Origin of the sequence: Rhodococcus sp. ACT016, assembly GCF_050477185.1 — a bacterium.
Taxonomy (GTDB): Bacteria; Actinomycetota; Actinomycetes; order Mycobacteriales; family Mycobacteriaceae; genus Prescottella.
The window spans coordinates 1,656,143-1,682,441 of record NZ_JBEAET010000001.1 but is presented as its reverse complement, the minus strand read 5'-3'; the positions used below and the strand labels follow the sequence as shown (position 1 = coordinate 1,682,441).

At 69.2% G+C, this 26,299-nt stretch carries 26 protein-coding genes; 7 read left to right on the top strand and 19 right to left on the bottom strand.

Annotation, left to right across the window (positions count from 1 at the left end; genetic code table 11):
- Nucleotides 1-8: 8 nt before the first annotated feature.
- Together nusA and rimP are read right to left on the bottom strand one after the other, a co-directional pair.
- Complete coding sequence (gene nusA, locus ACQ5DX_RS07780) at nt 9-1,040, bottom strand: transcription termination factor NusA (RefSeq protein WP_430332087.1); 1,032 nt, start codon at nt 1,038-1,040, stop codon at nt 9-11.
- On the bottom strand, nt 1,037-1,606 hold the full coding sequence (rimP, locus tag ACQ5DX_RS07775) for a ribosome maturation factor RimP (protein WP_430332086.1): 570 nt from the start codon (nt 1,604-1,606) through the stop codon (nt 1,037-1,039). Before rimP ends, nusA begins: the two co-directional genes overlap by 4 nt.
- Nucleotides 1,607-1,838: 232 nt before the next feature.
- Between rimP and ACQ5DX_RS07770 the strand changes: the two genes are divergently transcribed.
- From ACQ5DX_RS07770 to ACQ5DX_RS07760, 3 genes are all read left to right on the top strand, one after another.
- Nucleotides 1,839-2,336 (top strand): hypothetical protein, encoded by a 498-nt coding sequence (locus tag ACQ5DX_RS07770; RefSeq protein WP_430332085.1) that lies wholly within the window; start codon nt 1,839-1,841, stop codon nt 2,334-2,336.
- On the top strand, nt 2,333-2,779 hold the full coding sequence (locus tag ACQ5DX_RS07765) for a ferritin-like domain-containing protein (RefSeq protein WP_430332084.1): 447 nt from the start codon (nt 2,333-2,335) through the stop codon (nt 2,777-2,779). Before ACQ5DX_RS07770 ends, ACQ5DX_RS07765 begins: the two co-directional genes overlap by 4 nt.
- Nucleotides 2,780-2,885: 106 nt before the next feature.
- Complete coding sequence (locus ACQ5DX_RS07760) at nt 2,886-3,374, top strand: nuclear transport factor 2 family protein (protein ID WP_430332083.1); 489 nt, start codon at nt 2,886-2,888, stop codon at nt 3,372-3,374.
- Here the strand turns inward: ACQ5DX_RS07760 and ACQ5DX_RS07755 are convergent.
- A complete protein-coding gene (locus ACQ5DX_RS07755) occupies nt 3,308-4,873 on the bottom strand; it encodes an MFS transporter (protein WP_430332082.1) in 1,566 nt (521 codons plus the stop codon). The two genes, ACQ5DX_RS07760 and ACQ5DX_RS07755, sit on opposite strands and share 67 nt — an antisense overlap.
- A 108-nt stretch (nt 4,874-4,981) precedes the next feature.
- Between ACQ5DX_RS07755 and ACQ5DX_RS07750 the strand changes: the two genes are divergently transcribed.
- The 3 genes from ACQ5DX_RS07750 to ACQ5DX_RS07740 all read left to right on the top strand — a co-directional run bounded on the left by ACQ5DX_RS07750 (nt 4,982) and on the right by ACQ5DX_RS07740 (nt 6,638).
- A complete protein-coding gene (locus ACQ5DX_RS07750) occupies nt 4,982-5,593 on the top strand; it encodes a TetR/AcrR family transcriptional regulator (protein ID WP_430332081.1) in 612 nt (203 codons plus the stop codon).
- Nucleotides 5,594-5,622: 29 nt separating this feature from the next.
- Nucleotides 5,623-6,333, top strand: coding sequence for a hypothetical protein (locus tag ACQ5DX_RS07745; RefSeq protein WP_430332080.1), 711 nt, complete (start codon nt 5,623-5,625; stop codon nt 6,331-6,333).
- A 152-nt stretch (nt 6,334-6,485) separates the two neighbouring features.
- A complete protein-coding gene (locus ACQ5DX_RS07740; protein WP_430332079.1) occupies nt 6,486-6,638 on the top strand; it encodes a hypothetical protein in 153 nt (50 codons plus the stop codon).
- Between the two features lie 96 nt (nt 6,639-6,734).
- Here the strand turns inward: ACQ5DX_RS07740 and ACQ5DX_RS07735 are convergent, their stop codons facing one another.
- From ACQ5DX_RS07735 to ACQ5DX_RS07665, 15 genes are all read right to left on the bottom strand, one after another.
- A complete protein-coding gene (locus ACQ5DX_RS07735) occupies nt 6,735-8,450 on the bottom strand; it encodes an alkaline phosphatase D family protein (RefSeq protein ID WP_430332078.1) in 1,716 nt (571 codons plus the stop codon).
- A 113-nt stretch (nt 8,451-8,563) separates the two neighbouring features.
- On the bottom strand, nt 8,564-10,150 hold the full coding sequence (gene nuoN, locus ACQ5DX_RS07730) for an NADH-quinone oxidoreductase subunit NuoN (RefSeq protein WP_430332077.1): 1,587 nt from the start codon (nt 10,148-10,150) through the stop codon (nt 8,564-8,566).
- The gene (locus ACQ5DX_RS07725) at nt 10,147-11,733 is read right to left on the bottom strand and encodes an NADH-quinone oxidoreductase subunit M (RefSeq protein ID WP_430332076.1); all 1,587 of its coding nucleotides are present in this window, start codon (nt 11,731-11,733) and stop codon (nt 10,147-10,149) included. The genes nuoN and ACQ5DX_RS07725 overlap by 4 nt, the downstream gene beginning before the upstream one ends.
- Entirely contained in the window at nt 11,733-13,679 is a 1,947-nt protein-coding gene (gene nuoL, locus ACQ5DX_RS07720) for an NADH-quinone oxidoreductase subunit L (protein ID WP_430332075.1), read from the bottom strand. The genes ACQ5DX_RS07725 and nuoL overlap by 1 nt, the downstream gene beginning before the upstream one ends.
- A gap of 1 nt (nt 13,680) precedes the next feature.
- Nucleotides 13,681-13,980 (bottom strand): NADH-quinone oxidoreductase subunit NuoK, encoded by a 300-nt coding sequence (gene nuoK, locus ACQ5DX_RS07715; protein ID WP_430332074.1) that lies wholly within the window; start codon nt 13,978-13,980, stop codon nt 13,681-13,683.
- A complete protein-coding gene (locus ACQ5DX_RS07710) occupies nt 13,977-14,810 on the bottom strand; it encodes an NADH-quinone oxidoreductase subunit J (protein ID WP_430332073.1) in 834 nt (277 codons plus the stop codon). Before ACQ5DX_RS07710 ends, nuoK begins: the two co-directional genes overlap by 4 nt.
- Nucleotides 14,810-15,355 (bottom strand): NADH-quinone oxidoreductase subunit NuoI, encoded by a 546-nt coding sequence (gene nuoI, locus ACQ5DX_RS07705; protein ID WP_430332072.1) that lies wholly within the window; start codon nt 15,353-15,355, stop codon nt 14,810-14,812. The genes ACQ5DX_RS07710 and nuoI overlap by 1 nt, the downstream gene beginning before the upstream one ends.
- A complete protein-coding gene (gene nuoH / locus ACQ5DX_RS07700; RefSeq protein WP_430332071.1) occupies nt 15,348-16,649 on the bottom strand; it encodes an NADH-quinone oxidoreductase subunit NuoH in 1,302 nt (433 codons plus the stop codon). The genes nuoI and nuoH overlap by 8 nt, the downstream gene beginning before the upstream one ends.
- Nucleotides 16,646-19,102, bottom strand: a complete 2,457-nt coding sequence (locus ACQ5DX_RS07695; RefSeq protein WP_430332070.1) for an NADH-quinone oxidoreductase subunit G — start codon at nt 19,100-19,102, stop codon at nt 16,646-16,648. The genes nuoH and ACQ5DX_RS07695 overlap by 4 nt, the downstream gene beginning before the upstream one ends.
- Nucleotides 19,099-21,204 carry an NADH-quinone oxidoreductase subunit NuoF gene (gene nuoF, locus ACQ5DX_RS07690; protein ID WP_430332069.1) on the bottom strand — a complete coding sequence of 702 codons (2,106 nt, stop codon included), beginning with the start codon at nt 21,202-21,204 and terminating at the stop codon, nt 19,099-19,101. Before nuoF ends, ACQ5DX_RS07695 begins: the two co-directional genes overlap by 4 nt.
- Nucleotides 21,201-22,535, bottom strand: a complete 1,335-nt coding sequence (nuoD, locus tag ACQ5DX_RS07685; protein WP_430332068.1) for an NADH dehydrogenase (quinone) subunit D — start codon at nt 22,533-22,535, stop codon at nt 21,201-21,203. The genes nuoF and nuoD overlap by 4 nt, the downstream gene beginning before the upstream one ends.
- The gene (locus ACQ5DX_RS07680) at nt 22,532-23,293 is read right to left on the bottom strand and encodes an NADH-quinone oxidoreductase subunit C (protein ID WP_430332067.1); all 762 of its coding nucleotides are present in this window, start codon (nt 23,291-23,293) and stop codon (nt 22,532-22,534) included. The genes nuoD and ACQ5DX_RS07680 overlap by 4 nt, the downstream gene beginning before the upstream one ends.
- The gene (locus tag ACQ5DX_RS07675; protein WP_430332066.1) at nt 23,290-23,874 is read right to left on the bottom strand and encodes a NuoB/complex I 20 kDa subunit family protein; all 585 of its coding nucleotides are present in this window, start codon (nt 23,872-23,874) and stop codon (nt 23,290-23,292) included. The genes ACQ5DX_RS07680 and ACQ5DX_RS07675 overlap by 4 nt, the downstream gene beginning before the upstream one ends.
- Before the next feature lie 30 nt (nt 23,875-23,904).
- Entirely contained in the window at nt 23,905-24,276 is a 372-nt protein-coding gene (locus ACQ5DX_RS07670; RefSeq protein WP_430332065.1) for an NADH-quinone oxidoreductase subunit A, read from the bottom strand.
- 207 nt (nt 24,277-24,483) lie between these two features.
- The gene (locus ACQ5DX_RS07665; protein ID WP_430332064.1) at nt 24,484-24,897 is read right to left on the bottom strand and encodes a hypothetical protein; all 414 of its coding nucleotides are present in this window, start codon (nt 24,895-24,897) and stop codon (nt 24,484-24,486) included.
- Nucleotides 24,898-24,966: 69 nt separating this feature from the next.
- Here ACQ5DX_RS07665 and ACQ5DX_RS07660 point away from each other — a divergent pair, with 69 nt between their 5' ends.
- The gene (locus ACQ5DX_RS07660; RefSeq protein WP_430332063.1) at nt 24,967-25,515 is read left to right on the top strand and encodes a hypothetical protein; all 549 of its coding nucleotides are present in this window, start codon (nt 24,967-24,969) and stop codon (nt 25,513-25,515) included.
- Nucleotides 25,516-25,553: 38 nt separating this feature from the next.
- On the opposite strand, the gene ACQ5DX_RS07655 is transcribed toward ACQ5DX_RS07660, so the two are convergent.
- A complete protein-coding gene (locus tag ACQ5DX_RS07655; RefSeq protein ID WP_430332062.1) occupies nt 25,554-26,171 on the bottom strand; it encodes a YdcF family protein in 618 nt (205 codons plus the stop codon).
- Nucleotides 26,172-26,299 lie beyond the last annotated feature (128 nt).

Genomic DNA, 26,299 nt, shown 5'->3' with positions numbered 1-26,299 from the left:
TTCCGTTCCTAAGCACCTGTCGTTTCGCGACCGACCTGTGACTCCGGACCGGGCGCGGCATCGCTGCGGATGTCGATACGCCACCCGGTCAACCGCGCAGCCAGACGGGCATTTTGCCCTTCCTTGCCGATAGCCAGCGACAACTGGAAGTCCGGGACGACGACCCGCGCCGCACGAGCTTCGGGGTCCACGACAGTGACCGACACCACTTTGGAAGGCGACAGGGCATTGCCCACGAACTTCGCCGGATCGTCGTCGTAATCGATGATGTCGATCTTCTCGCCGGCCAACTCGCTCATGACGTTGCGCACGCGCTGCCCCATCGGACCGATGCACGCGCCCTTCGCGTTCAGGCCCGGAACCCGGGAGTGGACCGCGATCTTCGAGCGGTGTCCGGCCTCGCGCGCCACCGCGACGATCTCGACCGACCCGTCGGCGATCTCCGGAACCTCGAGCGCGAACAGCTTGCGTACGAGGTTCGGGTGGGTACGCGAAAGCGTGATCTGCGGGCCACGCTGGCCGCGGGACACACCCACGACGAAGCACTTGATCCGGTCGCCGTGCTCGTAGGTCTCCCCCGGCACCTGCTCGGCCGGCGGGATCAGTCCCTCGGCACCGTTGGCCTCGCTACCGATGCGCACGACCACCATGCCGCGCGCGTTGGCGCGGGTGTCCCGCTGGATGACGCCGCCGACGATCTCGCCCTCGTGGGTCGCGAACTCACCGAAGCTGCGCTCGTGCTCGGCATCGCGCAGGCGCTGGAGGATCACCTGACGGGCGGTCGTCGCCGCGATCCGGCCGAACCCCTCGGGGGTGTCGTCCCACTCCTCGCCGACCCGATTGCCGTCGGCGTCGACCTCGTGCGCCATGACCCGGACGACACCGGTCTTGGTGTCCACGTCGATCCGCGCGTGGGGCTGATGTCCCTCGGTGTGCCGGTAGGCCGTCAGCAGAGCGGTCTCGATCGCCGCGATGATCGTCCCCGCGGAGATTCCCTTGTCCGCTTCGATTGCGCGCAGCGCTGCGATGTCGATATTCACTTGTCCGACCCTTCTACATCTTCTTCGTTCGACGCTTCCGCGTCCGCAGGAGCCACACGGCCCTCCGGGATTCCTCCCGCGAGTTCGAGTTCTTTCGCGTCAGGGCGCGAGAACTCGACCTGCACAACAGCTTTCCTGACATCCTTCAGTTCCACCCGGCGTACCACCGGACCACCCTTGGCCTTGACGACCACGTCGACCGCACCGTCGGCGAGGCGGCCGATGCGCCCCGTGAGCGACTCGGCCTCGAGCTCGATCAGCGCCTTGCGGCCCTGCGCGCGACGCCAGTGGCGATCCTCGGTCAGCGGACGGTCGATCCCCGGCGACGTCACCTCGAGCGTGTACGGGGACTCACCGAAATCGGACACCGAATCGAAGACGTCCGAGATGACATGGCTCAGCCGAGCCACCTCGTCCAGTTCGAGACCGTTGTTACTGTCGACCATGACGCGCACCGAACTGTGGCGACCCGCGAGCGTGATGGTCACGTCTTCGAGGTCGTAGCCCTCGCGCTCGATGGGATCGGCGAGAAGCTCGATCACCCTCTCCCTCGACGGCACCGGCATCTGGGACGCTCCTCGCTTCAGTTGTGGTCAAGACTGACGTGTGGCTGCCGCGGTCCCGCTCCGCCGACTTCATCGACGCAGGACTCGACGCACCACGAGGTGGACTGTGGAGCCTTCAGGGTATCGCGGATCGCGACCGACCGTGACCAACCGGTCCCCTCCGGCCGCCGGCGGGCCCCGCCACGGACCGCTCGGTGCCGAGGATTCGGCACACTCCTGGCACCATGATCACGTGCGAACGCCCTTCCTCACCCATCCACTCTCCCGCCGCGCTGCGCTGCGGGTCGCGGGCAGCGCAGTACTCGGCGCATCCGCACTGGCGCTGACGGCCGCGTGCTCGGATTCCGGGCAGGCCGATGCCCCGGCCGAGATCGACGCGCTCACCGCCCAGGCGGAGCGTGCCCGACGAGACGCGGCGAGCGCCACCGCAGCGATCGCCGTCCTCCCGGATCGGGCGGGGGCGCTCGGAGTCGTCGCGGCCGAACGGACCGCGCACGCCGATGCCCTCGACGCCGAGATCGCCCGGGCCGCGACCGCCACGCCGTCGAGCACCACGCCGACCACGACACCGGCGACGGCACCGCCGACGCTCGACCAACTGCGCGCCGATCTCGCCGACTCCCAGAAGGAAGCCGCGCGCCTGGCACGCACCCAATCCGGTTACCGCGCAGGTCTGCTCGGTTCGATCAGCGCGGCATGTGCCGCGCAGCAGGCGGTGTTGCTGACATGAGCAATCAGACTCCCGGTCCCGAGCAGCAGGCGTTGATCGACGCGCTCCGCGCCGAGTACGCCGCGATCTTCGCGTACGGATTGGTGGCGGCGTTCTCCAACCCGAGCCGAGCCGACCTCGTCTCCACGAACACCGCGGCCCATCGCGCCCGCCGCGACGCGACGATCGACGCGCTCACCGCCGCGAGCGTCGAGCCGCCGCAACCGGAGGCCGGATACTCGGTGCCGTTCCCGGTGACCGATCCGACGTCCGCGGCGCAGCTGGCAGCCCAGGTGGAGGCGGACACGGCCGTCGCATGGCGGTCGGTGATCGAACGCAGCCAGTCCGAACACACCCGCGAAGTCGGCATGACCGCCCTCACCGAAGCGGCCGTGCGGGCAGCGAACTGGCACGCAATCCTCGGCGTCGCACCGCCGACGACCGCCTTCCCGGGGCAGCCCTGATCACCCATTGAATGGGAAAGCCTCTCACGGAATGTGTTGCGGGACCTAAGTTCTTCGACAACATCCACGACATCCCGTGATGCTCGCCAGACCGAGAGGACCACCCATGACCGAACGCACCATCGAGCAGCGCATCGCCGACATCGAGCGGATCGAGGCGATCAAGGCGCTCAAGCATCGGTACCTGCGCGCGTGCGACGCCAAGGACGCCGACACCTTCCGCGCCTGCTTCATCGACCGCGGCGCCGAGATCGACTACGGCCCGCTCGGCAAGTTCGACGACGCCGACCCGATCGCCGAGGTCTTCCGGAACATCGCCCTGCAGAAGGTCGACGGCAAGCACGTCATCCTCGACATGCACCACGCCTTCCACCCCAGCATCACCCTTCACGGCGAAGACCTGGCGTCGGGCCAGTGGACACTCGCCTTCCGCCAGGTCAACCTCATCGACAACACCGAGACCGTTCGCTCCATCGAGTACGTCGACGAATACGTCATCGAGAACGGCGAATGGAAGATGTCGAAGTGTCAGTCGATCACGCTGTGGTCGATGACCCGGCCGCTCGCCGAGGGCACCGTCGTCACCGAGGGCTGATCCGCCGCTTCGGACTTCGCCTTCACGAGTCGCCGCGGGGCACTCTTCGCGGCTCGCCGCGGTGACGATTTCGCGGCTCGCCGCGGTGGCATCAGTGCCGCCGCGGCGACCGCCACGGCCACGAACCCGGCCCCCACATACAGCGCCGGCGCCAGCGCGTCCGTGTACCCGGTCGGGGTGAGGCTGCCGCCCGCGCCGAGGAACACGGCCGTCAACACCGCGATACCGAGCGCGACACCGATCTCACGCAGCGTCGCATTGATCGAACTGGCCGTCGCGTGGTCGGCCTCCTTCATGTCGGCGAGCACCGCGGTCGCGTTGGGCGCGAACGTCAATCCCATTCCGACACCGGCCATCACGAACGACGGCACGAGACTCGAGTACTCGACGTCGGGCTGGATCAGCGACGCCATCCACACCAGCGACAGACCCTGGAGCACCAGGCCGCTCACGAGCAGCGCCCGCAGCCCCACCCGCGGGGCGAGGAGGCCGGCGATGGGCGCGACGATCATCGGCGCCGCCGTCCACGGCAGCGTCCGCACCCCCGCCGCGAACGGGCTGTACCCGGACACGATCTGCAGGTACTGGGACAGCAGGAACACCGCACCCATCATGCCGAGCGTGAACGTCAACGCGATGACGTTCGCGAGCGTGAACTGCCGGGACCGGAACAGCCGCAGCGGCATCACCGGGAAATCGGCACGCGACTCGCGGATCAGGAACGCGATCAGCAGAAGCACCGCGGCGCCCAGCGCGCCGAGCACGGACACACTGGTCCAGCCGTCGTCGTTGCCGTGCACGATCCCCCACACGCCGAGGAACACAGCACCGCCGGAGAACAGCACACCGATGGGATCGAGCGGCTGACGTCGACCGGTGGATTCGCGCAGCGCATACAGCACCAACGGCACCGCGAGGGCCGCCACCGGCACGTTCAGCCAGAACACCGCCTGCCACGACACTCCGTCGACCACCGCGCCGCCGACGACGGGCCCGAGAGCGACGCCGAGTCCGGACACGCCACCCCAGATGCCGATCGCGAGGGCGCGCTTGGCGAGCGGAACCGCGCCGGCCAGCAAGGTCAGCGAGAGCGGCATGATCGCCGCCGCACCCACACCCTGGACCGCGCGGGCGCCGATCAGCATCGCCGGGGTCGTCGACAGCGCGGAGGCGATCGATGCGGCGGTGAACACCGCTATGCCCCAGAGGAATACGCGCCGACGGCCGAGCCGGTCACCGAGCGTCGACAGGGACAGCATGAGCGTCGCGAACGCGAGCGTGTACGCATTCATGAACCACTGCAGCTGCCCCACCGACGCGTTCAGGTCGGCACGGATGACCGGGAGCGCGCTGGTCATCACGAGGTTGTCGAGCGTGGCCATGAACATCGGAATCGAGGCGGCCACGATGGCCAGCCAGACCGGCACGGAGCGCCCGGGCGGCGGCCCGGATGTCGCTTCCGAGGATTGCGGATCGAGTTGATCGGTAAGGCTCGTCATGTCGGCTCCTGAGGCCTGAGGACGGAAATGTCGGGAACTACCCACTTGTAAGCATCGAATGATTACTTATGCGGTCCGACGCTAGTTATCGAGTGATAACCTGTCAACATGTCGACGGCAGAAAAATCGGAGAAGCAGACGCGTATGAGCGCGGAGGCTCGCCGCGAACTCGTCCTCACCGCCGCGACCAAGGCGTTTGCACGAGGCGGATTCCACGGCACCAGCACCGACGCCGTCGCGAAGGAAGCCGGGGTCTCACAGCCGTACGTGGTGCGAATGTTCGGATCGAAGGCGAATCTGTTCCGCGAGGTGTTCGCGCACGCGGTGGGCCGGATCATGGACGCCTTCGAACCCGCACTCGACGAGGTCGCCGAGGATCCCGAGAACGAGGAACTCTGGGCGCAGATGGGCGCGGCGTACAGCGACCTGCTGGCCGACCGGGACCTGCTGCTGGTGATGATGCACGGCTTCGCGGCCGGTTCGACGCCCGAGATCGGTGCGCAGGCCCGCGACTGGATGTCGAAGATCTACACCCAGATCCGCACGCGCACGGGGTGCACGCCAGAACATGCGCGGACGTTCATCGCGAACGGCATGCTGCTGAACACGCTCCTCGCGATGGAGGCACCCCAGCACGCCGAAACCGATCCCGCGCTCGCCGAACTCGCGGTTTGCGCATTCGGGAACAGCCTGACCGCGGCCGCCGCCGACACGGACTGAGATCGCGGACCACCGAATAGGCTGGGAGGATGCACATTTCGGACGGGACGGTAGCGTGGCTGAGGGACTTCCTCACCGACTGGCACGGAGATTGGAAGCCCGAGTATGGCGTCCCCGACGATGAACTTCCGGTGGCGCTCCCGTCGGCGTTGCGGGAGTTGTACACGTTCGCCGGTCGCTGGCCGAGCTGGGATGCCGAGCAGCATCTGCCCGAGTCGCCCGCGATACTCCAGCGCCAGGACGCCCTCCTACGCGCGAGCGATCTCTCCGTGAGCGAAGGGACGATCGAGTTCCTCCGCGAGAACCAGGACGGCTGGACGTGCCGGGTCCCGGCGAGTGCCGATTCGTCCGCGGTGTTCGGCAATGCGCACTGGATGTGGGACGACGCCGGCACCGACGACCATGTCGAGCTCGCCCCGCCGCTGGAGCATTTCCTGACGTCGTTCGTCCTGCAGGAGACGGTGATGGGGTGCCGCCACCTCGGAGTCGTCGACGACAGGGTCGCGCCGGCGGCATCTGCCATGGTCGCTCGCGCCACGCCGTTGTGGCTGCAGGGTTGGTACGTCTTCGACGAGCCCACCCACAGCTTCTGGCGATCCGGCCCATTCCTGCTCGCCGAGATCGCCGGCACCCACTGGGTCGGCTGGAACGACCCGATCGCCGCTCTCCCGGACCGATCGAGCGGGTGGGTGCGGATGGTCGACACGGGCTTCGACGGAGCGAATCAGGGCCACGGATAGGGGGATTCGCCGGCGACATAGGGGATGCGGGAGTTCCCCCTATCTGCCCCCTAACCTGCCGCCGATCCGTTCCGTCGCCACCGTCTGCACGGTCCAATTACTCCTGACACCAACCGGTGTCGACCTGGATCGAGTGACACACAGGAGCACACATGTCCATCTCCGCGATCTTCTCGGCCCTGATGTCCGCCATGTTCGGCGGCAACTTCGGCTTCGGTTCGGACGGCGGTTCGGCCGGCTCCACTGCAGGGGCGAACGGCGGCGCCAACGGCGGTGGCACCGGCGGGTTCAACTTCGGATCCTGACGCCCGACCCGGGAACTGCCGGAGGCCCCGCTGGCACAGTGGGGCCTCCGGTCGGCGGTGCTGCCGGGCGACCCGTACGGTGCGGGACGACCACCGTCAGGTCGGCTCGATCACCGACTGACCGGCGGGCGTGCGGAACGACTTCGACGTCGTCACATCGGAATTCGGGTTCAACTTGTCGACCGCGCGGAACCGGAAACGGGCCTCCCCCGCATCGACGTCGAGCAACCCGTAGCCGTGGCTGACCATGTCGACGTGCTTGACGTGCGGGTTGTGCGCGCGCCGGTTGACTTCCTCGGCCCGTGCATCACCGACCGGATCGCCGCTGCTGCCGGTGTACCCGCCGTCGCCCGTGTTCGTGGACGTGACAGAGGGGACCACGAACTCGACGCCGGCCCGCCGGGTGCCGGGCACGTTCGACTGCTCACCGGTCGACGTGCCCGGCGCGAAGCCGGTATCCCACAACTCGCCCGCCCACCCGTCGTGGTCGTCGCCGGTCACCAGGACCATGTTCTCGACCGACTGCGCCGCGGTCGACAGGATCTCGGCCCGCTCGGCGCCGTATCCGTCCCAGGTGTCCATGTAGGCCCGGGTGCCGTTGTCCGCCACCACCATGCCCATCATCATGTTCGGGTTCGCGACCACCTTCCACGTCGCGTCCGACCGGGTCAGACCGTCCAGGAGCCACTGCTTCTGCGGCGCCCCCAGCATCGTGCGACCCGGCGCATCGGCGTCGGCGCACACGATGTGATCGAGCGAGTCGCCGCACGCCTGCCGGTCGCGGTACTGCCGGGTGTCCGGTGCGAACAACTCCACGGTCCGTCCCACCCGCAGCGACCGGTACGTGCGCAGCGGGTCGTCGGCGAATCGCGGCACCGGCATGTGCTCGAACCACGCCTGCCACGCCCACTGCTTCTTCTGCTGGAACCCGATCGCGGTGTCCACCGGCGAGATCACCGGGAACGTCCACCCGTCCTTGCTGTAGTTGTTGCGGAACTCGTGGTCGTCCCAGAGCGGGAGGAAGGCGTGCCGGCTGTGCATCAGTCGCAGGTCGGCATCCGACCGGTACCGGCGGTACTTGTCCCGCATGGCGTCGAGTGCTTGCGGGAACGGGTTGGTCTCGATGCCCCGAACCCCGGGCATGGTGAATTCGTACACGTAGTCGCCGAGGCACACGACGAAGTCCAAGTCCTCGTCGGCGAGGTGGCGATGCGCCGCGTAATAGCCCTCCTCGAAGCCCTGGCACGTGAACCAACCGATGCGGACCGGTTCGTTGGAGTCGGCCGGGCGCAGTGTGCGGAACCGGCCCACCGGCGACTCTCCCCCGTCGCCACGGAACTGGTAGTAGTACGTCTCACCGGGAGCCAGCCCGGTCGCATCGAAATGCGCTGTGCCGTCGGCATCCTCGCGCACCGGGACACGCTCGGCCAGCACCGGCGCGGACAGGTCCTCACGGGTCGACACGATCAGCGCCAGGTCGCCGCCCGCGGCGCCGCCGAGGCTCCCGCCGAGGCTCCCGCCGAGGCTCCCGCCGAGGCTCCCGCCGAGACTCCCGCCGAGACTCCCGCCGAGACTGCCGGTACCGCCCGCCGCACCGACCCGCGTCCACAACGTCGCGCCGTCGGTGCGCGGCACACCGGCCATGACGCCGTTCGCGAACTCCGGGTTCCGGATCAGCCCCGGTCCCACATCCGGGGCCTGGCGCAGGACCGGCGTCGCGTGCGCCGCGGCGGGCAGCACCGCGGCGGCGCCGACCACCGACAGGCCGGTGAGAAAGGCGCGGCGAGAGACGTTCCGGTACGGAAAGGGCATGGGCCACCTCGGGTGCGTCGGGACACGGGTGGCGATGACCATACGGCGTCCGTTCACCCATGTACCGGTTTTGCGTAACCTGGGTGAACCCCCGGTGTCCGGCCCGCTGACCGTCAGGTCAGGAAGCTCGCCGCCCGGTCCGCGAGATCGAGCACCGGCTGCGGCACCACGCCCAACACCACGGTCACGACGGCCGCGACGACGACGGCCACGACCGTCGGCGCGCTCGTGACCACCACGGTGGGCGTGCCCTCCGGCGGGTCCGCGAAGAACATCAGCACGATCACCCGTACGTAGAAGATCGCGGCGATCGCGCTACTGATCACGCCGACGATCACCAGTGGCACCGCACCCCCGGCCGCGGCCGCCTGGAACACCGCGAACTTGCTGACGAAACCGCTGGTGAGCGGGATTCCGGCGAACGCCAGCAGAAACAGGGCGAACGCCGCACCGACGATCGGAGAAGTGCGCCCCAGGCCCGCCCACCGCGCCAGCTCCGTCACCTCGGTCCCCGTGGGATCGCGCACGAGACTCACGACCGCGAACGCGCCGAGGGTGCTGAACCCGTAGGCGAGCAGATAGAACAGCGTCGAGGAGACACCGGCGTCGTTGCCGGCGATCACCCCGGTGAGGATGAACCCGGCATGCGCCACCGACGAGTACGCGAGCATGCGCTTGACGTCGGTCTGTGTGATCGCGAGGACCGCGCCGACGAGCATCGTCGCGATGGCGACCGCCCACAGCACCGGCCGCCAGTCGACGCTGAGCCCGGGCACCGCGACATAGAAGACGCGCAGCGCCGCACCGAAGGCGGCGATCTTGGTGGCGGACGCCATGAACGCGGTGATCGGGGTCGGGGCGCCCTGGTAGACGTCCGGGATCCAGGAATGGAACGGCACCGCACCGACCTTGAAGAGCAGCCCGACCGACAGCATCGCCAGACCGATCTGCGCGAGAACGATATCGCCGGAACCCCGTTCGATCGACTGACCGATTCCGGGGAGCTGCACGGTGCCGGCGTAGCCGTACAGCATGGCCACCCCGAACAGGAAGAACGCCGACGAGAACGCGCCGAGCAGGAAGTACTTGAGCGCCGCTTCCTGGGAGAGCAGACGGCGCCGACGAGCGAGGCCGCACAGCAGGTACAGCGGCAGCGACAGGACCTCGAGCGCGACGAACATCGTCAGCAGATCGTCGGCCGCCGGGAACAGCAGCATCCCGCCGACCGCGAACAGCGCCAGCGGAAAGACCTCGGTCTGCGTCACGCCCGCCTTCGCCGCCTCCTTCTCGGCGGCACTGCCCGGCACCGCCGATGCCCGCGGAGTGAACGCGTTCACCACCCGGGCTCCGGCCGCGACCGTCTCCGCGGTGACCGCCGCGCGGTCGAGGCCACGATCGGCCATCAGCAGCACCGCCAGGATCGACACGAGCAGGATCGTGCCCTGCAGAAACAGCGTCGGCCCGTCGATCGCGACGGCTCCGACCGCGGCGAGGTTGCGGGTCCCGGCCAGCAGCAGGACCGCGACGAACGCCGCGGCGAGGCCGCCGAGCGCCAGGACCACGTGGGTCGTGTACCGGGCCCGCCGCGGCGCGAACGCCTCGACCAGCACACCCACGACCGCGACCGCGAACACGATGAGCATCGGCGCCAGTTGGCTGTACTCGATGCTCGGGGCCTGCAGAACCGTGTCGGCGTTCATCGGGTGCCCCCGTCCTGCTCGGCGACCGTCGGTGCGGGATCGGGCCGGTCGATGGTCGTGAGCGTCCCGGTGACGGCCGGCGTGATGACGTCGAGGATCGGCTTGGGGTACAGCCCGAGCACCAGCAGCAGCGCGATGAGCGGCGCCACGACCACCAGTTCGCGGCGCCGGAGATCACGGACGTGCTCGTTGCCGGCCACGACCGGGCCGGTCATCATCCGCTGGTAGAGCCACAGCACGTACAGCGCGGCCAGGACCAGTGCGATCGTCGCGAGCACCGCCGCGACCGGGTAGCGCGTGTAGGCCCCGACCAGGACCAGGAACTCGCTGACGAAAGGCGCCAACCCCGGCAGCGACAGCGTCGCCAGGCCCGCGATCAGGAAGGTCCCGGCCAGCACCGGCGCCACCTTCTGGACGCCGCCGTAGTCGGTGATCGCACGGGTTCCGCGCCGCGACACCAGGAATCCGGCGATCAGCATCAGCGCCGCCGTCGAGATCCCGTGGTTGACCATGTACAGCACCCCGCCGCTCTGCCCCTGGCTGGTCATCGCGAACACGCCCAGCACGATGAACCCGAAGTGCGAGATCGAGGTGTACGCGATGAGCCGCATGACGTCGGTCTGGGCGATCGCGAGCAGCGCGCCGTACACGATGCTGATCACCGACAACGTGATCACGAGCGGCGCGAAATACTGTGCCGCGTCGGGGAACAACTGCAGGCAGTACCGCAGCATCGCGAACGTGCCGACCTTGTCGACCACCGCCATCATCAGCACCGCGCTCACCGGGGTGGCCTGCACCGCGGCATCCGGCAGCCAACTGTGCAGCGGCCACAGCGGAGCCTTGACTGCGAACGCGAACATGAACCCGAGGAAGAGCGCGTTCGCCACCGGCGCGTCGATCGCCAGGTCCCCGGACGACACGGCCGCGACGATCGCCTGGAAGTCGAACGTCCCGGAGGTGAAGGGGCTGTCCGGGCCGCTCGAGCCGGCCGTGACGACGTAGAGGCCGATGACGGCGGCGAGCATGATCAGACCGCCGAAGAGGTTGTACAGCAGGAACTTCACCGCGGCCCGCGACCGATCCGGTCCGGGTTGCCCGAACCCGCCGATGAGGAAGTACATCGGGATCAGCATCGCCTCGAAGAACACGTAGAACAGCAGGATGTCGAGCGCGAGGAACGACATCAGCACCATCGACTCGACCACCAGGATCAGCGCGACGTACGACTGCGTCGCGCGCGGCCGTGGCTCGTCGGCCGCGACGTCCCGCCAGCCGGCGAGCAGCAACAGCGGCACGAGAACGACGGTCAGCAGGATCAGCGCCAACGCGATGCCGTCGACACCGAGTTCGTAGCGGGTACCGAACGACGGTATCCACGAATGCGATTCGACGAACTGGTACTGCGCGCCCGCGGGGTCGAAACGGATCGCGAGGACGACGGCCACCGCGAGCGTCGCCACCGCCGCCGTCAGCGCGACCCACCGGGCGGCAGCACGTCGGCGGGCCGGGACGGCCACCGCCGCCACCGCGCCCGCCAGCGGCAGCAGCCACAGCACCGTCAACCAGGGAAAGCCGGTCATCACACCCTCCCCGCCAGGACAGCCGCGACCACGACGACCGCGCCGACGAACATGTACAGCGCGTACGAGCGGACGAATCCGGTCTGCAGTCGGCGCAGTCCCACGGACGCCGCACCGAGCAGCGCGGGGACTGCCCGCACGACGCCGTCGATTCCCTTGTCCTCGAGCACCTTCAGACCCGCGACCAGCCGTTGCCCGGGCCGCATGAACACCGCCTCGTCGACGTCGTCGCCGTACAGGTCACGGCGGGCGGCGACGGTGAGGCCGGAGACATCGGCGGGCGCGACGACCGGGACCGGACGCGTGCCGTACTGCCGCCACGCGATCCCGACACCGACGAGCACCACGACCAGTGTCGCGACGGTGATCGCCCACACCGGCACTGCGGTCTCGGCGATCTCGGCCCCGGCGCCGAATTCGGTCCAGACGGGAGCGAGCCAGTGCTCGAGGGTGCCGCCGATCGCCAGCAGTCCGCCCGCCGCGACCGATCCGATGGCCAGCAGGATCATCGGCACCGTCATCACACCCGGCGCCTCGTGCGGGCGCGGTCCGGTGTCCTCCGGTCGCTCCGCAGGCTCCGCTCCTGTCCCCCACCGGCGCTCGCCGAAGAACGTCATCAGCATCACGCGGGTCATGTAGAACGCGGTGATGCCGGCGCCGAGCACCGCGACGGTGCCGAGGACGGCGCCCCCGGCCCCTCCGGAACCGAACGCGGCCTCGATGATCTTGTCCTTCGAGAAGAACCCGGAGAACGGCGGGATCCCGATGATCGCGAGGTAGCCGAGACCGAACGTCGCGAAGGTGACCGGCATGAAGGTGCGCAGCCCGCCGTACCGCCGCATGTCGGTCTCGTCGTCCATCCCGTGCATGACCGACCCGGCGCCGAGGAACAGCCCGGCCTTGAAGAAACCGTGTGCGAGCAGCAACATGATCGCGAACGCGTAGCCGGCAGGGCCGAGTCCGGCGGCCATCACCATGTAGCCGATCTGGCTCATCGTCGACGCGGCGAGCGCCTTCTTGATGTCGTCCTTCGCGCAACCGATGATCGCGCCGAACAGCAGCGTCACCGCACCGACGGTCACGACCACGACCTGCGCACCTGGGGCCGCCTCGAAGATCGGGCCCGATCGGACGATCAGGTAGACGCCGGCGGTGACCATCGTCGCGGCGTGGATGAGCGCGGACACCGGCGTCGGACCCTCCATCGCGTCCCCGAGCCACGACTGGAGCGGTACCTGCGCCGACTTGCCGCACGCCGCGAGCAGCAACGCCAGGCCGATCGCGGTGAGCGTGCCCTCGCCGGCGGCGTCGGCGCCGCCGAGGACGTCGGAGAACGAGACGGAACCGAACGTCGCAAACATGATCATCAGCGCGACGACCAACCCCATGTCGCCGACGCGGTTGACGACGAACGCCTTCTTCGCGGCGGTCGCCGCTGTCGGCTTGTACTGCCAGAACCCGATCAGCAGGTACGAGGCGAGGCCGACGCCTTCCCAGCCGACGTACAACCCGAGGTAGTTGTCGGCGAGGACCAGCAGCAGCATCGCGGCGAGGAACAGGTTGAGGTAGGCGAAGAAGCGCCTGCGATCGGGATCCTCGCGCATGTACCCGACCGAGTAGATGTGGATGAGCGACCCGACGCCGGTGATCAGCAGCGCGAAGCACATCGACAGCGGGTCGAGCCTGAGCCCGACGTCCACCTGGAGCCCTGCCACCGGCAACCACGTGAACAGGTCCTGGACCGCTACCCGGTCGGCCGGATCGCGTCCGACCATGTCGACGAACAGCGCCGCCGCGAGCACGAAGGACGCGAGCGCCGCGGCGCAGCCGAGCAGATGCCCCCACGGGTCGCTGCGCCGCCCGGCCAGCAGGAGGATGGCCGCACCGGCGAGCGGAAGTACCGGCAGCAGCCAGATGAGCGCGTTGATCCCATTCCCCCCGTTCATGTCAGTACTTGAGCAGGTCGGCGTCGTCGACGGAGGCCGAGCGACGGGTGCGGAAGATGGTCATGATGATCGCGAGGCCGACGACGACCTCGGCCGCGGCGACGACCATCGTGAAGAACGCGAACACCTGACCGTCGAGGTTGCCGTGCATCCGGGCGAACGTGACGAACGCGAGGTTGGAGGCGTTGAGCATCAACTCGATGCACATGAACACGACGATCGCGTTGCGCCGCAGCAGCACCCCGGCGGCACCGATGGTGAACAGCAGCGCGGCCAGGTACAGGTAGTTGTCGGGATTCACGGCGCTTCCTCCCCGTTCGGTGCCGCGGACGACGGCGGGATCCCACGTGGATCGAGAACGCGGGCAACCGATTCGCGCGAGTACGACCCGTCGGGCAACCGGGCCGGCATGTCGACCGCGTTGCTGCGCGCGTAGACGCCGGGACTGGGCAGCGGTGTGACGCGGGCGGTGGCGTCGGGCTCGCCCGCACCCCAGTCGCGGAAACGCTGCTGCGACATCTCCCGCTGACTGAGGCGACGCTCGAAACGTTCGCGGTGGGCGAGCACCATCGCACCGATCGTCGCGGTGATGAGCAGGGCGCCGGTGAGTTCGAACACCCACACGTAGCGGATGAAGACGATCTCGGCGATGCCCTCGACGTTGCCGCCGGCGTTGGCCTGGTCGAGTCCGACGAACCCGACCTCGCCGGTGCGCGCGACGCCGATGGTGGCGTTGCCGAGGGCACCGATCAGCAGCAGTCCGAAGCCGAGTCCGGCCACCACCGCCGCAATGCGCTGTCCACGCAGGGTTTCCACGAGGGAGTCCGACGAGTCGACACCGACGAGCATCAGCACGAACAGGAACAGCATCATCACCGCCCCCGTGTAGACCACCACCTGCACGACGCCGAGGAACAGCGCGCCCTGCGCGATGTAGAACACCGCGAGGACGATCATCGTCATCGCCAGGAAGACCGCCGAGTACACGGCCTTCGGTGCGCACACCACCCCGAGCGCGCCGAGCACGGCGACAGTGCCGAGGATCCAGAACTGCACGCCCTCCCCGGTGGAGGTGCGGGTGAAGGTCTCCGCGGCCAGCAGTGTCGTCGCGTGCAGGGTCCCGGGTTCCACTAGGTCACCTCCCCGGATCGCGGCGAAGGCTCGGTCACCGTGCCGGACACCGTTCCGCGGTAGTAGTCCTCGTCGGTGGTACCCGGCGCCATCGGGTGCGGCGGCGCCTCCATCCCCGGTTCCAGCGGGGCCAGCAGGCGGTCCTTCTCGTAGATCAGATCGGTGCGGTTGTCGTCGGCCATCTCGTAGTCGTTGATCATCGTCAGCGCCCGGGTGGGGCACGCCTCGACGCACAGTCCGCAGCCGATGCACCGCAGGTAGTTGATCTGGTAGGTCCGGCCGTACCGCTCCCCCGGCGAATACCGCTCCTCGTCGGTGTTGTCGGCTCCCACGACGTAGATCGCGTCGGCCGGGCACGCCCACGCACACAACTCGCAGCCGATGCACTTCTCGAGCCCGTCGGGGTGCCGGTTGAGTTGGTGCCGGCCGTGGAAGCGCTGGGCTGTCGGCGCCTTCTCTTCGGGATAGAACTCGGTGACGGGTTTCTTGAACATCGTCGAGAAGGTCACGCCGAAACCCGCGATGGAGTCCAGGAATTCAGGCATCGAACTCCTCCTTTCCGGAGTGCCGCGACGCCGCGAGCGCCGGCTCGGTCCGCTGTGCGGGCGTCGGTAGCGGCGGGACGGGGAAGCCACCGGCCATCGGGTCGAACTGGTCGGCGGCGACCGGCGGAGCACCGGGCGGTGCCACTCGCGCGGCCGAGAGGCGGCGCCACAGCAGGACGAGCAGCGCCAGTGCCACGATCACGCCGCCGACAACCAGGACGATCCAGCGCGTGTCGTGCCCTTCGTTGCGCAGTACCCGAACCGTCGCGACCACCATGACCCACACGAGCGCGACGGGGATCAGAATCTTCCAGCCCAGGTTCATGAACTGGTCGTAGCGCAACCGTGGCAGGGTGCCCCGCAGCCAGATGAACACGAACAGGAACGCCCACACCTTCGCGACGAACCACAGCAGCGGCCACCACCCCGAGTTCGCACCCGACCACATGTTCAGCGGCCACGGCGCGTGCCAGCCGCCGAGGAACATGGTCGCCGCCAGCGCCGAGACGGTCACCATGTTCACGTACTCGGACAGCATGAACATCGCGAACCGCAGCGACGAGTATTCGGTGTGGAAGCCGCCGACGAGTTCGCCCTCGGCCTCGGGCAGGTCGAACGGCGCCCGGTTGGTCTCGCCGACCATCGACGTGACGTAGATCAGGAACGACGGCAGCAGCAGGAAGACGTACCACGTGCCCTCCTGCGCGGCAACGATTCCCGACGTCGACATGGTGCCGGCGTCGAGGAAGACCGCGGCGAACGTCAGCCCCATCGCGACCTCGTACGAGATGACCTGCGCGGTGGACCGGAGCCCGCCGAGCAGCGGATACGTCGAACCCGACGCCCAACCGGCCAGCACGATGCCGTAGACACCCACCGACGTCACCGCGAGGATGTAGAGCACCGCCACCGGAAGGTCGGTCAGCTGCAACGGAGTTCGATGGCCGAGGATCGAGACCTCGGGGCCGAAGGGGATGACCGCGAACGCCATGAACGCCGGGACGGTGGCGATGATCGGCGCGAGCAGGTAGACGGGCTTGTCCACGCCCGCCGGGACGATCCCCTCCTTGAGCGCGAGTTTGATGCCGTCGGCGAGGGTCTGCAGAATGCCGCGGGGCCCGACGCGGTCCGGTCCGACGCGCATCTGCATCCACGCCAGCACCTTCCGTTCGGCGTAGATCGCTATGAGGACCGTCAGCACCAGGAACACGAAGATGGCCAACGCCTTCACGATCACGAGCCACCACGGGTCGTGGCCGAACATCGACAGGTCGGCGGCGGCAAGGGGTGTCATCGCACGACCTCCCCTCGGGCGGCCGACCCCGCGACGCCGTCCGGCTCGGCACGTCGAACGCGCACCACGTCACCGGGTCGGCCGAGTTGTCGGTGCACCGCCGACCCCGGCGAGTTCATCGGCAGCCACACCACCCGGTAGGGCAGATCGGTGATCGCGAGCGGCAGCGTGACCGCTCCTCGTTCGGTCTCGACGGTCACCGGATCCCCGTCGCGCACACCGATCTCCGCGGCGCAGTCGGCCGACAGACGGACGACGGGTGGGCGGGCCGTCCCGGCGAGGTACGGTTCGCCGTCCTGCATGCGTCCGGCGTCGAGGAGCGTCCGCCAGCTGGCCAGGACGGCTTCTCCGGGTCCGGGCTCTGGCACCGGCTGCGGCGCGACCTCCCAGGACGGCGGCCGGACGCCGTACCACGTGCCCAGCCGCGCGATCTCGATGCGCGCGGCCGCGACGTCGGGCAACCCGAGCGCGACGCCCATCTCGGCGGCCAGCGCGTGGAGCACCTTCTGGTCCGGTACCGCCCCGGTGTCGCGCAGCGCGGCCTCGAACGGCCGCACCCGGCCTTCCCAGTCGACGAAGGCGCCGGGCTTCTCCGCGACCGGCGCGACCGGGAACACGACGTCCGCGCGATCGGTGACGGCACTGCGGCGCAGCTCCAGGCTGACGACGAAACCGGCGGCGTCGAGGGCCGCCGTCGCGCCCGCGGGATCGGGGAGGTCGTCGAGTTCGACGCCACCCACCACGAGCGCCCCCACTGCGCCGGTCGCGGCCGCCGAGAGCATCAGCGAGGTGTCGCGCCCCGGTCCGGCGGGCAGGCTGCCGGTTCCCCAGAGTGTCGCGATCTCCCGCCGCGCGACGGGGTCGGCGGCGGGCCGCCCGCCCGGCAGCACCACCGGGGTCGCCCCGACCTCCAGCGCACCGCGTTCACCGGCCCGCCGCGGGATCCATGCGATCCGTGCGCCCGTCGCGTCGGCCAGACGCGCGACGGCCGACAGGGTTCCCGGAATGCCGGCGGCCCGCTCCCCGACCAGGATCACCGAACCGGCGCCGCGTAGGAACTCCGATGTGGTCAGCTCGTCGAGGATCGCCGGTTCGTCACCGGGGACCGCCCGTAGCAACCGGCCGGACATCTTCTCGAGGCCGCGGGTCGCGTACGGCGCGACCGACATCACGACGGCCCCGCGGGTTCGCACGGCCTTGCGCAGCCGGAGGAACACCATCGGTGACTCCTCCTCCGGCTCGAACGCGACGAGCAGGACCGCCGGCGCACGCTCGACGTCTTCGTACTTGACCGCGGCGGGATCGGCGCCGAGGACACGGCCGACGACCCGGGCCGTCAGGAACCCGGCCTCCTCGGCGGAGTGCACCCGGGATCGGAAGTCGATGTCGTTGGTACCGAGCACCATTCGGGCGAACTTCGCGTACGCGTACGCGTCCTCCACGGTGGCCCGGCCGCCCACCAGGACACCCGCACCGCCGGCAGCGGCCGCGAGTCCGCGCGCGGCGACCGCGACGGCCTGCGGCCACGATGCCGGCACCAGGTCGCCGGAGTCGTCCCGCACCAGCGGGGTCTCGATCCGGTCCGGCTGGGTGGCGTAGGTGAACGCCCAGCGTCCCTTGTCGCAGTTCCATTCCTCGTTGACCTGTGGGTCGTCGCCGGCGAGGCGGCGCATCACCACGCCGCGGCGGTGGTCGGTGCGTTGTGCGCAGCCGCTCGCGCAGTGCTCGCACACGCTCGGGCTCGACACCAGGTCGAACGGCCGGGCCCGGAACCGGTACGCGGCGCCGGTGAGCGCGCCGACCGGACAGATCTGCACGGTGTTGCCGGAGAAGTAGGAGTCGAACGGCTCCCCCTCGCCGATGCCGACCTGCTGCAGGGCGCCGCGTTCGAGGAGTTCGATCATCGGGTCGCCCGCGATCTGCCGCGAGAAGCGGGTGCACCGCGCACACAGCACGCAGCGTTCGCGGTCGAGCAGCACCTCACTGGACAGCGGAATCGGTTTGGGGAAGGTGCGTTTGACGCCGCCGAAGCGGGATTCGGAGCGGCCGCTGGACATCGCCTGGTTCTGCAGCGGGCACTCGCCGCCCTTGTCGCAGACCGGGCAGTCCAGCGGGTGGTTGATGAGCAGCAGCTCCATGACGCCCTTCTGCGCCCGGTCCGCCACCTCGGAGGTGACCTGCGTGTGGACCACCATGCCGTCGGTCGCGACGGTCGTACACGACGCCAACGGCTTGCGCTGCCCCTCGACCTCGACGATGCACTGCCGGCAGGCACCGACCGGGTCGAGCAGCGGATGGTCGCAGAACCGGGGAATCTGGATGCCGATGCCCTCGGCCGCACGGATCACCAGCGTCCCCTTGGGCACGGTCACCTCGACGCCGTCGATCGTGAGGGTGACGCGGTCCGACGGAACCGGCTGACCCGACGCGTCCGCGCCTGCGATCACGGTCATGTGTTCCTCCCTTCCGGTCGGGCCGTCACCCCGGACACCGGCGCGACCAGCGCCGACTCGTCCGGGTCGAAGGGACAACCGCCGTGCTCGAAGTGTGCGAGGTACTCGTCGCGGAAGTACTGCAGCGAGGACGTGATCGGACTCGTCGCGCCGTCCCCGAGCGCACAGAAGGACTTGCCCAGGACGGTGTCGGAGATGTCGAGCAGCTTGGTGAGGTCCTCCTCGGTGCCCTCCCCGCGCTCGAGCCGCTCGAGGATCTGCACCAGCCAGTACGTGCCCTCCCGGCACGGGGTGCACTTGCCGCACGACTCGTGGGCGTAGAACTCCGTCCACCGCAACACCACTCGCACGACGCACGTGGTCTCGTCGAAGATCTGCAGCGCCTTGGTGCCGAGCATCGACCCCGCCCCCGCCACGGCCTCGTAGTCCAGCGGCACGTCGAGATGTTCGTCGGTGAAGATCGGCGTCGACGAACCGCCCGGGGTCCAGAACTTGAGCCGATGGCCGGTGCGGACTCCACCGGCACGATCGAGCAACTGCCGCAACGTGATTCCCAGCGGCGCCTCGTACTGACCGGGTCGCACGACGTGGCCCGAGATCGAAAACAGGGTGAATCCCGGCGACGCCTCGCTGCCCATGCTCCGGAACCACTCCGGCCCACGCAGGATGATCGGCGGGACACTCGCGATCGATTCGACGTTGTTGACCACGGTGGGGCACGCGTACAGACCCTCGACCGCCGGGAACGGCGGCCGCAGCCGCGGCTGTCCGCGTCGGCCCTCGAGCGAGTCCAGCAGTGCGGTCTCCTCGCCGCAGATGTAGGCGCCGGCCCCGGCGTGGACCACGATGTCGAGATCGAAGCCCGATCCGAGGATGTCCCGCCCCAGGTAGCCGGCGTCGTAGGCTTCGGCGACCGCGGCCTGCAGGCGCCGCAGCACCGGCACCACCTCGCCGCGCAGGTAGATGAACGCCCGCGACGCCCGGATCGCGAAGGCCGCGATGACCACGCCTTCGATGAGGGCGTGCGGCGTGGCGAGCATCAGCGGAATGTCCTTGCAGGTGCCCGGTTCCGACTCGTCGGCGTTGACCACCAGATAGTGCGGCTTCGCGGTTCCGGTGGCAGTGCTGCTGACCGGGTCCTGCGGGATGTACGACCACTTCATGCCGGTCGGGAATCCGGCCCCGCCCCGGCCACGCAGCCCCGCGTCCTTGACGGTCTGGATCACCTCGTCGGGGTTCATTCGCAACGCCTTGCGCAGTGCGGTGTACCCGTCGTGGCGCTCGTAGGTGTCGAGGGTCCACGATCGGGCGTCGTCCCAGTGCCGGCTCAGGACCGGCGTCAGTGCGGGGCCGTCGGCGGTGTCGGCGCCGTCCTCGCGGGACACTCGCAGCCCGGCGAGCGTGGCCGGTCCCGCGCCGCCGCCCGCCTCGAGCGCACCGGGTCGTCGATCGGGGAAACCGGCGAGGATGCGGGCGGTCTCACGGAACGAGCACAGCGGCGCGCCGCGGGTCGGCGTCACGGGTTGCCCGGCGCGCAACGCGTCGACCACCTCGGTGGCCGACGCCGGTGTCTGGTTGTCGAAGAACTCCCAGTTCACCATCATCACGGGCGCGAAGTCGCAGGCCGCGTTGCACTCGATGTGCTCGAGCGTGAGGGCGCCGTCCGCGGTGGTCTCCCCGTTCTCGATTCCGAGGTGCTCACGCAGGGCCGCGTAGATCGCGTCGCCGCCCATCACCGCGCACAGGCTGTTGGTGCACACGCCCACGTGGTATCTGCCGGTCGGGTCACGGCGGTACATCGTGTAGAAGGTGGCGACCGCGGTGACCTCGGCGGTGGTCAGCCCGAGTTGCCGCGCACAGAACTCGATTCCGGCGGGCGAGACGTATCCGTCCTCTGCCTGGACGAGGTGCAGCAGCGGCAGCAGCGCCGACCGCGCGGTGCCCGCGGGCTCGGGCTCGTCCGCGCGACTGTGGTAGCGGGCCACGATCTCCTCGGCGTCGGCGGCGAGCCGGGCCGCGACGTCGGGCGGATACGACGGCCGCTCCTGCGGGCGTGGCCCCAGCGCCACGAACACCGGTCGCGTGCTTCGTGGTTCGGTCATCGGTCCACTCCCCCCATGACGGGGTCGATGCTGGCCACCGACGCGATCACGTCGGCCACCATCCCGCCCTCGCACATCGCCGACACCGCCTGGAGATTCGTGAACGACGGATCGCGGTAGTGCACGCGGAACGGTCGCGTCCCGCCGTCGCTCACCATGTGCACTCCCAACTCACCGCGCGGCGATTCGACCGCCACGTACACCTGGCCGGGAGGTACGCGGAACCCCTCGGTGACGAGCTTGAAGTGGTGGATCAGCTCCTCCATCGAGGTGCCCATGATCCGGCGGATGTGTTCGAGGGAGTTACCGAGACCGTCCGGCCCGAGCGCGAGATCGGCGGGCCAGGCGATCTTGCGATCCGCGACCATGACCGGGCCGGGCCGCAGCCGGTCCAGGCACTGTTCGACGATCTTCAGCGACTCCGCCATCTCCCGGACGCGGATGAGATAGCGCCCGTAGCAGTCCGATCCGGTGGCAGTGACGACGTCGAAGTCGTAGGTCTCGTAGCCGCAGTAGGGGTCCGATCGGCGCACGTCGTGCGGCAGTCCAGTCGCGCGCAGGATCGGGCCGGTGACGCCGAGCGCCATGCAGCCGGTCAGGTCGAGGTAGCCGATCCCCTGCGTGCGGGCCTTCCAGATCGGGTTCTCGTTCAAGAGGTTCTCGAGGTCCCGCAGTCGGCGCGGCATCAGGTCGAGCAGTTCGCGGACCTTGCCGTCTGTGCCGTCCGGCAGGTCCTGCGAGATGCCGCCCGGCCGGATGTACGCGTGGTTCATGCGCAGGCCCGTGACCATCTCGAAGATGTCGAGGACCAGTTCGCGTTCGCGGAACCCGAAGAGCATCGGCGTGATCGCGCCCAGTTCCATGCCGCCGGTCGCGAGCGCCACGAGGTGCGAGGAGATCCGGTTGAGCTCCATCAGCAATACCCGCACGACGGTGGCGCGCTCGGGGATCTGGTCGGTGATGTCGAGCAATCTCTCGACGCCCAGGCAGTACGCCACCTCGTTGAAGAACGGTGCCAGGTAGTCCATGCGGGTGACGAACGTGACGCCCTGCGTCCAGTTGCGGTACTCGAGGTTCTTCTCGATCCCGGTGTGCAGGTAGCCGATACCGCATCGGGCCTCGGTGACCGTCTCGCCCTCGATCTCCAGGATCAACCGCAGCACCCCGTGGGTGGACGGGTGCTGCGGGCCCATGTTGACGACGATGCGTTCGGCACCGGACTCGCGGGCCGCGGTGGCCGCGTCGGCGATCTCGTCCCAATCCTGACCGGAGACGGTGAACTCCGTACCGCCACCGCCGTTCCCGTCGTCGAGGTCGCGAGGATGGTTCACTGGTAGGCCCTCCTCTCGTCCGGTGGCGGGATCTTCGCCCCCTTGTACTCGACGGGGACGCCACCGAGCGGGTAGTCCTTGCGCTGCGGATGACCCACCCAGTCGTCGGGCATCTCGATCCGGGTGAGCGCCGGGTGGCCGTCGAACACGATCCCGAAGAAGTCGAAGGTTTCGCGCTCGTGCCAGTCGGTGGTCGGGTACACCCGGCACAGCGACGGGATACGCGAATCGGCGTCCGGTACGGCCACCTCCAGACGCAGCCGACGGCCGTGGGTGATCGACATCAGCGGGTACACCGCATGCAGTTCCCGCCCCGAGTCCTGCGGGTAGTGCACCCCGCTCACCCCGAGGCACAGTTCGAACCGCAGTTCCGGGACGTCACGCAGCAGGCGGGCGAGCAGCGGCAGGTACTCGCGGCGCACGTGGAGGGTGAGCTCGCCGCGGAAGACGACGACCTTCTCGACCGCGTCGTCGAACAGGACGCCCGCGTCGTCCGACGCGTCGAGCGCGCCGGCGAGAGCGTCCACCACCTCGTCGAACCAGCCGCCGTACGGCCGCGGGGTGCCGCCCGGCAACGTGACCGGTCGCACCAGTCGCCCGTAGCCGGAGGTGTCACCGGTTCCGGCGACGCCGAACATGCCCTGGCGCAGGCCGATCATCTCGCCACCCGCGACGCGTTCCGGCGGCACCGTGCCCTCCGGACCGGCCGTGGCCTCCGGGTCGGTTCCGTGCGGATTCCGGTCGCGGTCGTTCGTCATCGCAACGCCCTGCCGGCATCTCGCCCGGGCATCCCCAGGTCGATCGTGGGCTGCGCCGGTCGTGCCGCGAGCGCCGCCGCCTCCGCCGCCCGGACCGCCTGTTCGCGGTTGACGCCCAGCGGCATCTGTTGAATCTTCGCGTGCAGCTCCAGGATTGCGTTGAGGAGCATCTCCGGCCGGGGCGGGCAGCCGGGCAGGTAGATGTCGACCGGGACGACGTGGTCGACGCCCTGCACGATCGCGTAGTTGTTGAACATCCCACCGGAGGACGCGCACACCCCCATCGCCAGCACCCACTTGGGCTCGACCATCTGGTCGTACACCTGCCGCAGCACCGGTGCCATCTTCTGGCTCACCCGACCGGCCACGATCATGAGGTCCGCCTGCCGCGGAGACGCGCGGAAGGCCTCCATGCCGAACCGGGCGAGATCGTAGCGGCCCGACGTGGCCGCCATCATCTCGATCGCGCAGCACGCGAGACCGAACGTGGCCGGCCACAGGGAACCCTTGCGGGCGTAGCCGGCGACGGTCTCGACAGTGCTCAGCAGGAAGCCGCTCGGGACTTTCTCCTCGAGACCCATGCCAGGTTCACCTCCTCCTCGCGGTACCGCCTAGTCCCAGCTCAATCCCCCACGCCGCCACTCGTACACGTAGGCGACGGACACGTTGAACACGAACACGGCCATCGCGGCCAGCCCGAACAGCCCGAGGGCGTCGAAGTGCACCGCCCACGGGTACAGGAACACGATCTCGATGTCGAAGATGATGAACAGCATCGCCGTCAGGTAGTACTTCACCGGGATCCGTTGCCCACCGGCCCGACCGGTCGGCGACTGCGGGCTGGGCTCGATGCCGCACTCGTAGGCCTCGAGCTTGGCGCGGTTGAGCCGCCGGGGCCCGACCGCGGAGGCGACGAAGACCGAGAACAACGCGAACGCCACCGCGATGGCCCCGAGCACGAGAATCGGCACGTACGCGTTCACTGCGCCTCAGCTCCTCTCCACGCGAGCCCACCAGGGTGACCACGCGCGGCGGGTAGCCACGAGAGACGCACAATCACGCAATCAGGAAAACCCACCCGCCGAATGTGATCTACAGCTCAGCGTACCGGTCCAGTCCCCACGCTTGGCTTCGGTTTTACCCGCAAGTCTTTCGGATTCCGAGCGAGCATCGACGGTGATGCGGCTCGATCACGCCCGTCGCAGGAGCGAGACGACGGCCTCTGCCAGGCGGAACGGCTCGATCGGATGCTCCACCACCGCCTCCGCCCGCGACCAGTCCGCGAGCCACCGATCGTCGGCGCGCCCGACGAGGACCACGATCGGCGGGCACGCGTCGAGCTCGTCCTTGAGCTGCTTGGCAATTCCCATGCCGCCGGCCGGGGTCGCCTCGCCGTCGAGGATCGCCAGATCGATGCCGCCCGCGTCCATCGTGCGGATCACCACGGGCTCCGTCGCGACCTCCACGTACTCGATCTCGGCCACGTCGGGGTGCGGACGCGTGCCCAGGGCGCGCATCACCTGATCTCGTGTCGCCGCGTCGCTGCTGTAGACGAGCACACGCAGCGGAACGGAATCCTCGGAGCGGACGGTCGGATTGGCCACGGGGCCGATGCTACGGCCGCACGTGCATCGAGGCCCGGATCGACGCGGCCGACATGTATCGTCCGCCGGATGGGGGAAACATCGAACGCGGCGGTAGTCGCCGCCGCACTACTCGTGACCGCGACACTGTCGGCTTGCGGCGCCGACTCCACCGACGCCGGATCCACGTCCGCGCCGGAAACCGCGACCGCGGCCGCAGCGACAGATGGGGTCGACTGCCCGACCACGGGGATCGAATTCGATCCGGCGCATGCCGGTCCGGCAGACGAAATGGTTCCCGGCACGCCAGTGAGCGCAACCATCTGCAGGTACGACGCCCCGGCCGGACAGGAGGCGGATCCCGCACCGACCGAACCGGTGATGCCACCGCTGACCCGATCAGGCCGGCTGGAGGGAGACGACCTCGCGCGCGTCGTCTCAGCCCTCAACGCAGGCGAGCCGGCAAATCCGAGAGCGTGCGGCCTCGGATTCCCGCCCACGTCGATCGTCTACGCCACGTTCGAATACGCGGACCGGCCGTCGGTGACCATCGAGTCGTGGGAGCCGTGCGGCCAATCGTCGAACGGCACCCGACTCGCCGTCGCACCGCAGGCCTCACTGTCGCCGTGGTGGGACTGATCGTCACTCCACAGCCGGTGCGAGCCCGCTGCGAGTCGTCACCAGCCCGGGACGGACACCGGCACGTAGTGGAACCGCCCGGACGCGGATTGGAAGGTCGCGAGCGCACGATCGATATGGGACGCCGAGGTGACCAGCACAGCTCCGTCCGCGCCGGCGCCGGACAGGATCTGGGTGGTGTTGCGGGCGTTGTCGACCGTCGAGTACGAGTCGTTCTCGAGAATGATGTTGGCGGGATTGACACCCCGCAGCGTGAGCCCGACGAGCATCGCCTGCGCCTCGGTGTACGGCAGCGGCTGAGTCGGCCCGCCCGAGACGATCACCTTGTTCTGCGGATGCAGACGTGCGATCGCGGCCGCGGCGTCGAGGCGCGCGTTGAGGACGCCGGGCAGCAGTCCGTCGGGATTCAGGCGGGCACCGAGCACCACGATGTACCGGGAGGCCGGATCGCCGGTGAGGTAGGCGTGCGCCGCGCCGTACTGCCCCAACGACGCGACGGTGTCACCGATTCCGCCGGCCGCGGTGTGTACGACGGTGTCGATCCCCTGATCGATGAGGCCCGGAATGTTGAGCGAGGCGGCCCCGGCGGGAGCCGCCGCGAGGACCGGGAGGAGGGCCAAGCCGGCCGCGACAACTGTGGTTCTCAACTTCTGCATTCGCCTGTGTCTCTCCAGGTTCGGCGGTCGATGTCCAGTAACGCGCGTCACACCCTACGTGGGGAACGCCCGCGCGTCAGGGGATACGGCGGCGCGGGAACCGGTCCGACGTCGGGGCCGACGGCCCG

Bases quoted from the DNA above. Each gene is read 5' to 3' on its own strand.
- ACQ5DX_RS07740 (WP_430332079.1), top strand. From the start codon at position 6,486: ATGTCCATCTCCGCGATCTTCTCGGCCCTGATGTCCGCCATGTTCGGC.
- nuoI (WP_430332072.1), bottom strand. From the start codon at position 15,355: ATGCCTGAATTCCTGGACTCCATCGCGGGTTTCGGCGTGACCTTCTCG.
- ACQ5DX_RS07755 (WP_430332082.1), bottom strand. From the start codon at position 4,873: ATGACGAGCCTTACCGATCAACTCGATCCGCAATCCTCGGAAGCGACA.
- nuoL (WP_430332075.1), bottom strand. From the start codon at position 13,679: ATGAACGGGGGGAATGGGATCAACGCGCTCATCTGGCTGCTGCCGGTA.
- ACQ5DX_RS07660 (WP_430332063.1), top strand. From the start codon at position 24,967: ATGGGGGAAACATCGAACGCGGCGGTAGTCGCCGCCGCACTACTCGTG.
- rimP (WP_430332086.1), bottom strand. From the start codon at position 1,606: ATGCCGGTGCCGTCGAGGGAGAGGGTGATCGAGCTTCTCGCCGATCCC.
- ACQ5DX_RS07765 (WP_430332084.1), top strand. From the start codon at position 2,333: ATGAGCAATCAGACTCCCGGTCCCGAGCAGCAGGCGTTGATCGACGCG.
- ACQ5DX_RS07750 (WP_430332081.1), top strand. From the start codon at position 4,982: ATGTCGACGGCAGAAAAATCGGAGAAGCAGACGCGTATGAGCGCGGAG.
- ACQ5DX_RS07680 (WP_430332067.1), bottom strand. From the start codon at position 23,293: ATGACGAACGACCGCGACCGGAATCCGCACGGAACCGACCCGGAGGCC.
- nuoF (WP_430332069.1), bottom strand. From the start codon at position 21,204: ATGACCGAACCACGAAGCACGCGACCGGTGTTCGTGGCGCTGGGGCCA.
- ACQ5DX_RS07760 (WP_430332083.1), top strand. From the start codon at position 2,886: ATGACCGAACGCACCATCGAGCAGCGCATCGCCGACATCGAGCGGATC.
- nuoH (WP_430332071.1), bottom strand. From the start codon at position 16,649: ATGACACCCCTTGCCGCCGCCGACCTGTCGATGTTCGGCCACGACCCG.
- ACQ5DX_RS07655 (WP_430332062.1), bottom strand. From the start codon at position 26,171: ATGCAGAAGTTGAGAACCACAGTTGTCGCGGCCGGCTTGGCCCTCCTC.
- ACQ5DX_RS07745 (WP_430332080.1), top strand. From the start codon at position 5,623: ATGCACATTTCGGACGGGACGGTAGCGTGGCTGAGGGACTTCCTCACC.
- ACQ5DX_RS07695 (WP_430332070.1), bottom strand. From the start codon at position 19,102: ATGACCGTGATCGCAGGCGCGGACGCGTCGGGTCAGCCGGTTCCGTCG.
- nuoN (WP_430332077.1), bottom strand. From the start codon at position 10,150: ATGAACGCCGACACGGTTCTGCAGGCCCCGAGCATCGAGTACAGCCAA.
- ACQ5DX_RS07675 (WP_430332066.1), bottom strand. From the start codon at position 23,874: ATGGGTCTCGAGGAGAAAGTCCCGAGCGGCTTCCTGCTGAGCACTGTC.
- ACQ5DX_RS07725 (WP_430332076.1), bottom strand. From the start codon at position 11,733: ATGACCGGCTTTCCCTGGTTGACGGTGCTGTGGCTGCTGCCGCTGGCG.
- ACQ5DX_RS07735 (WP_430332078.1), bottom strand. From the start codon at position 8,450: ATGCCCTTTCCGTACCGGAACGTCTCTCGCCGCGCCTTTCTCACCGGC.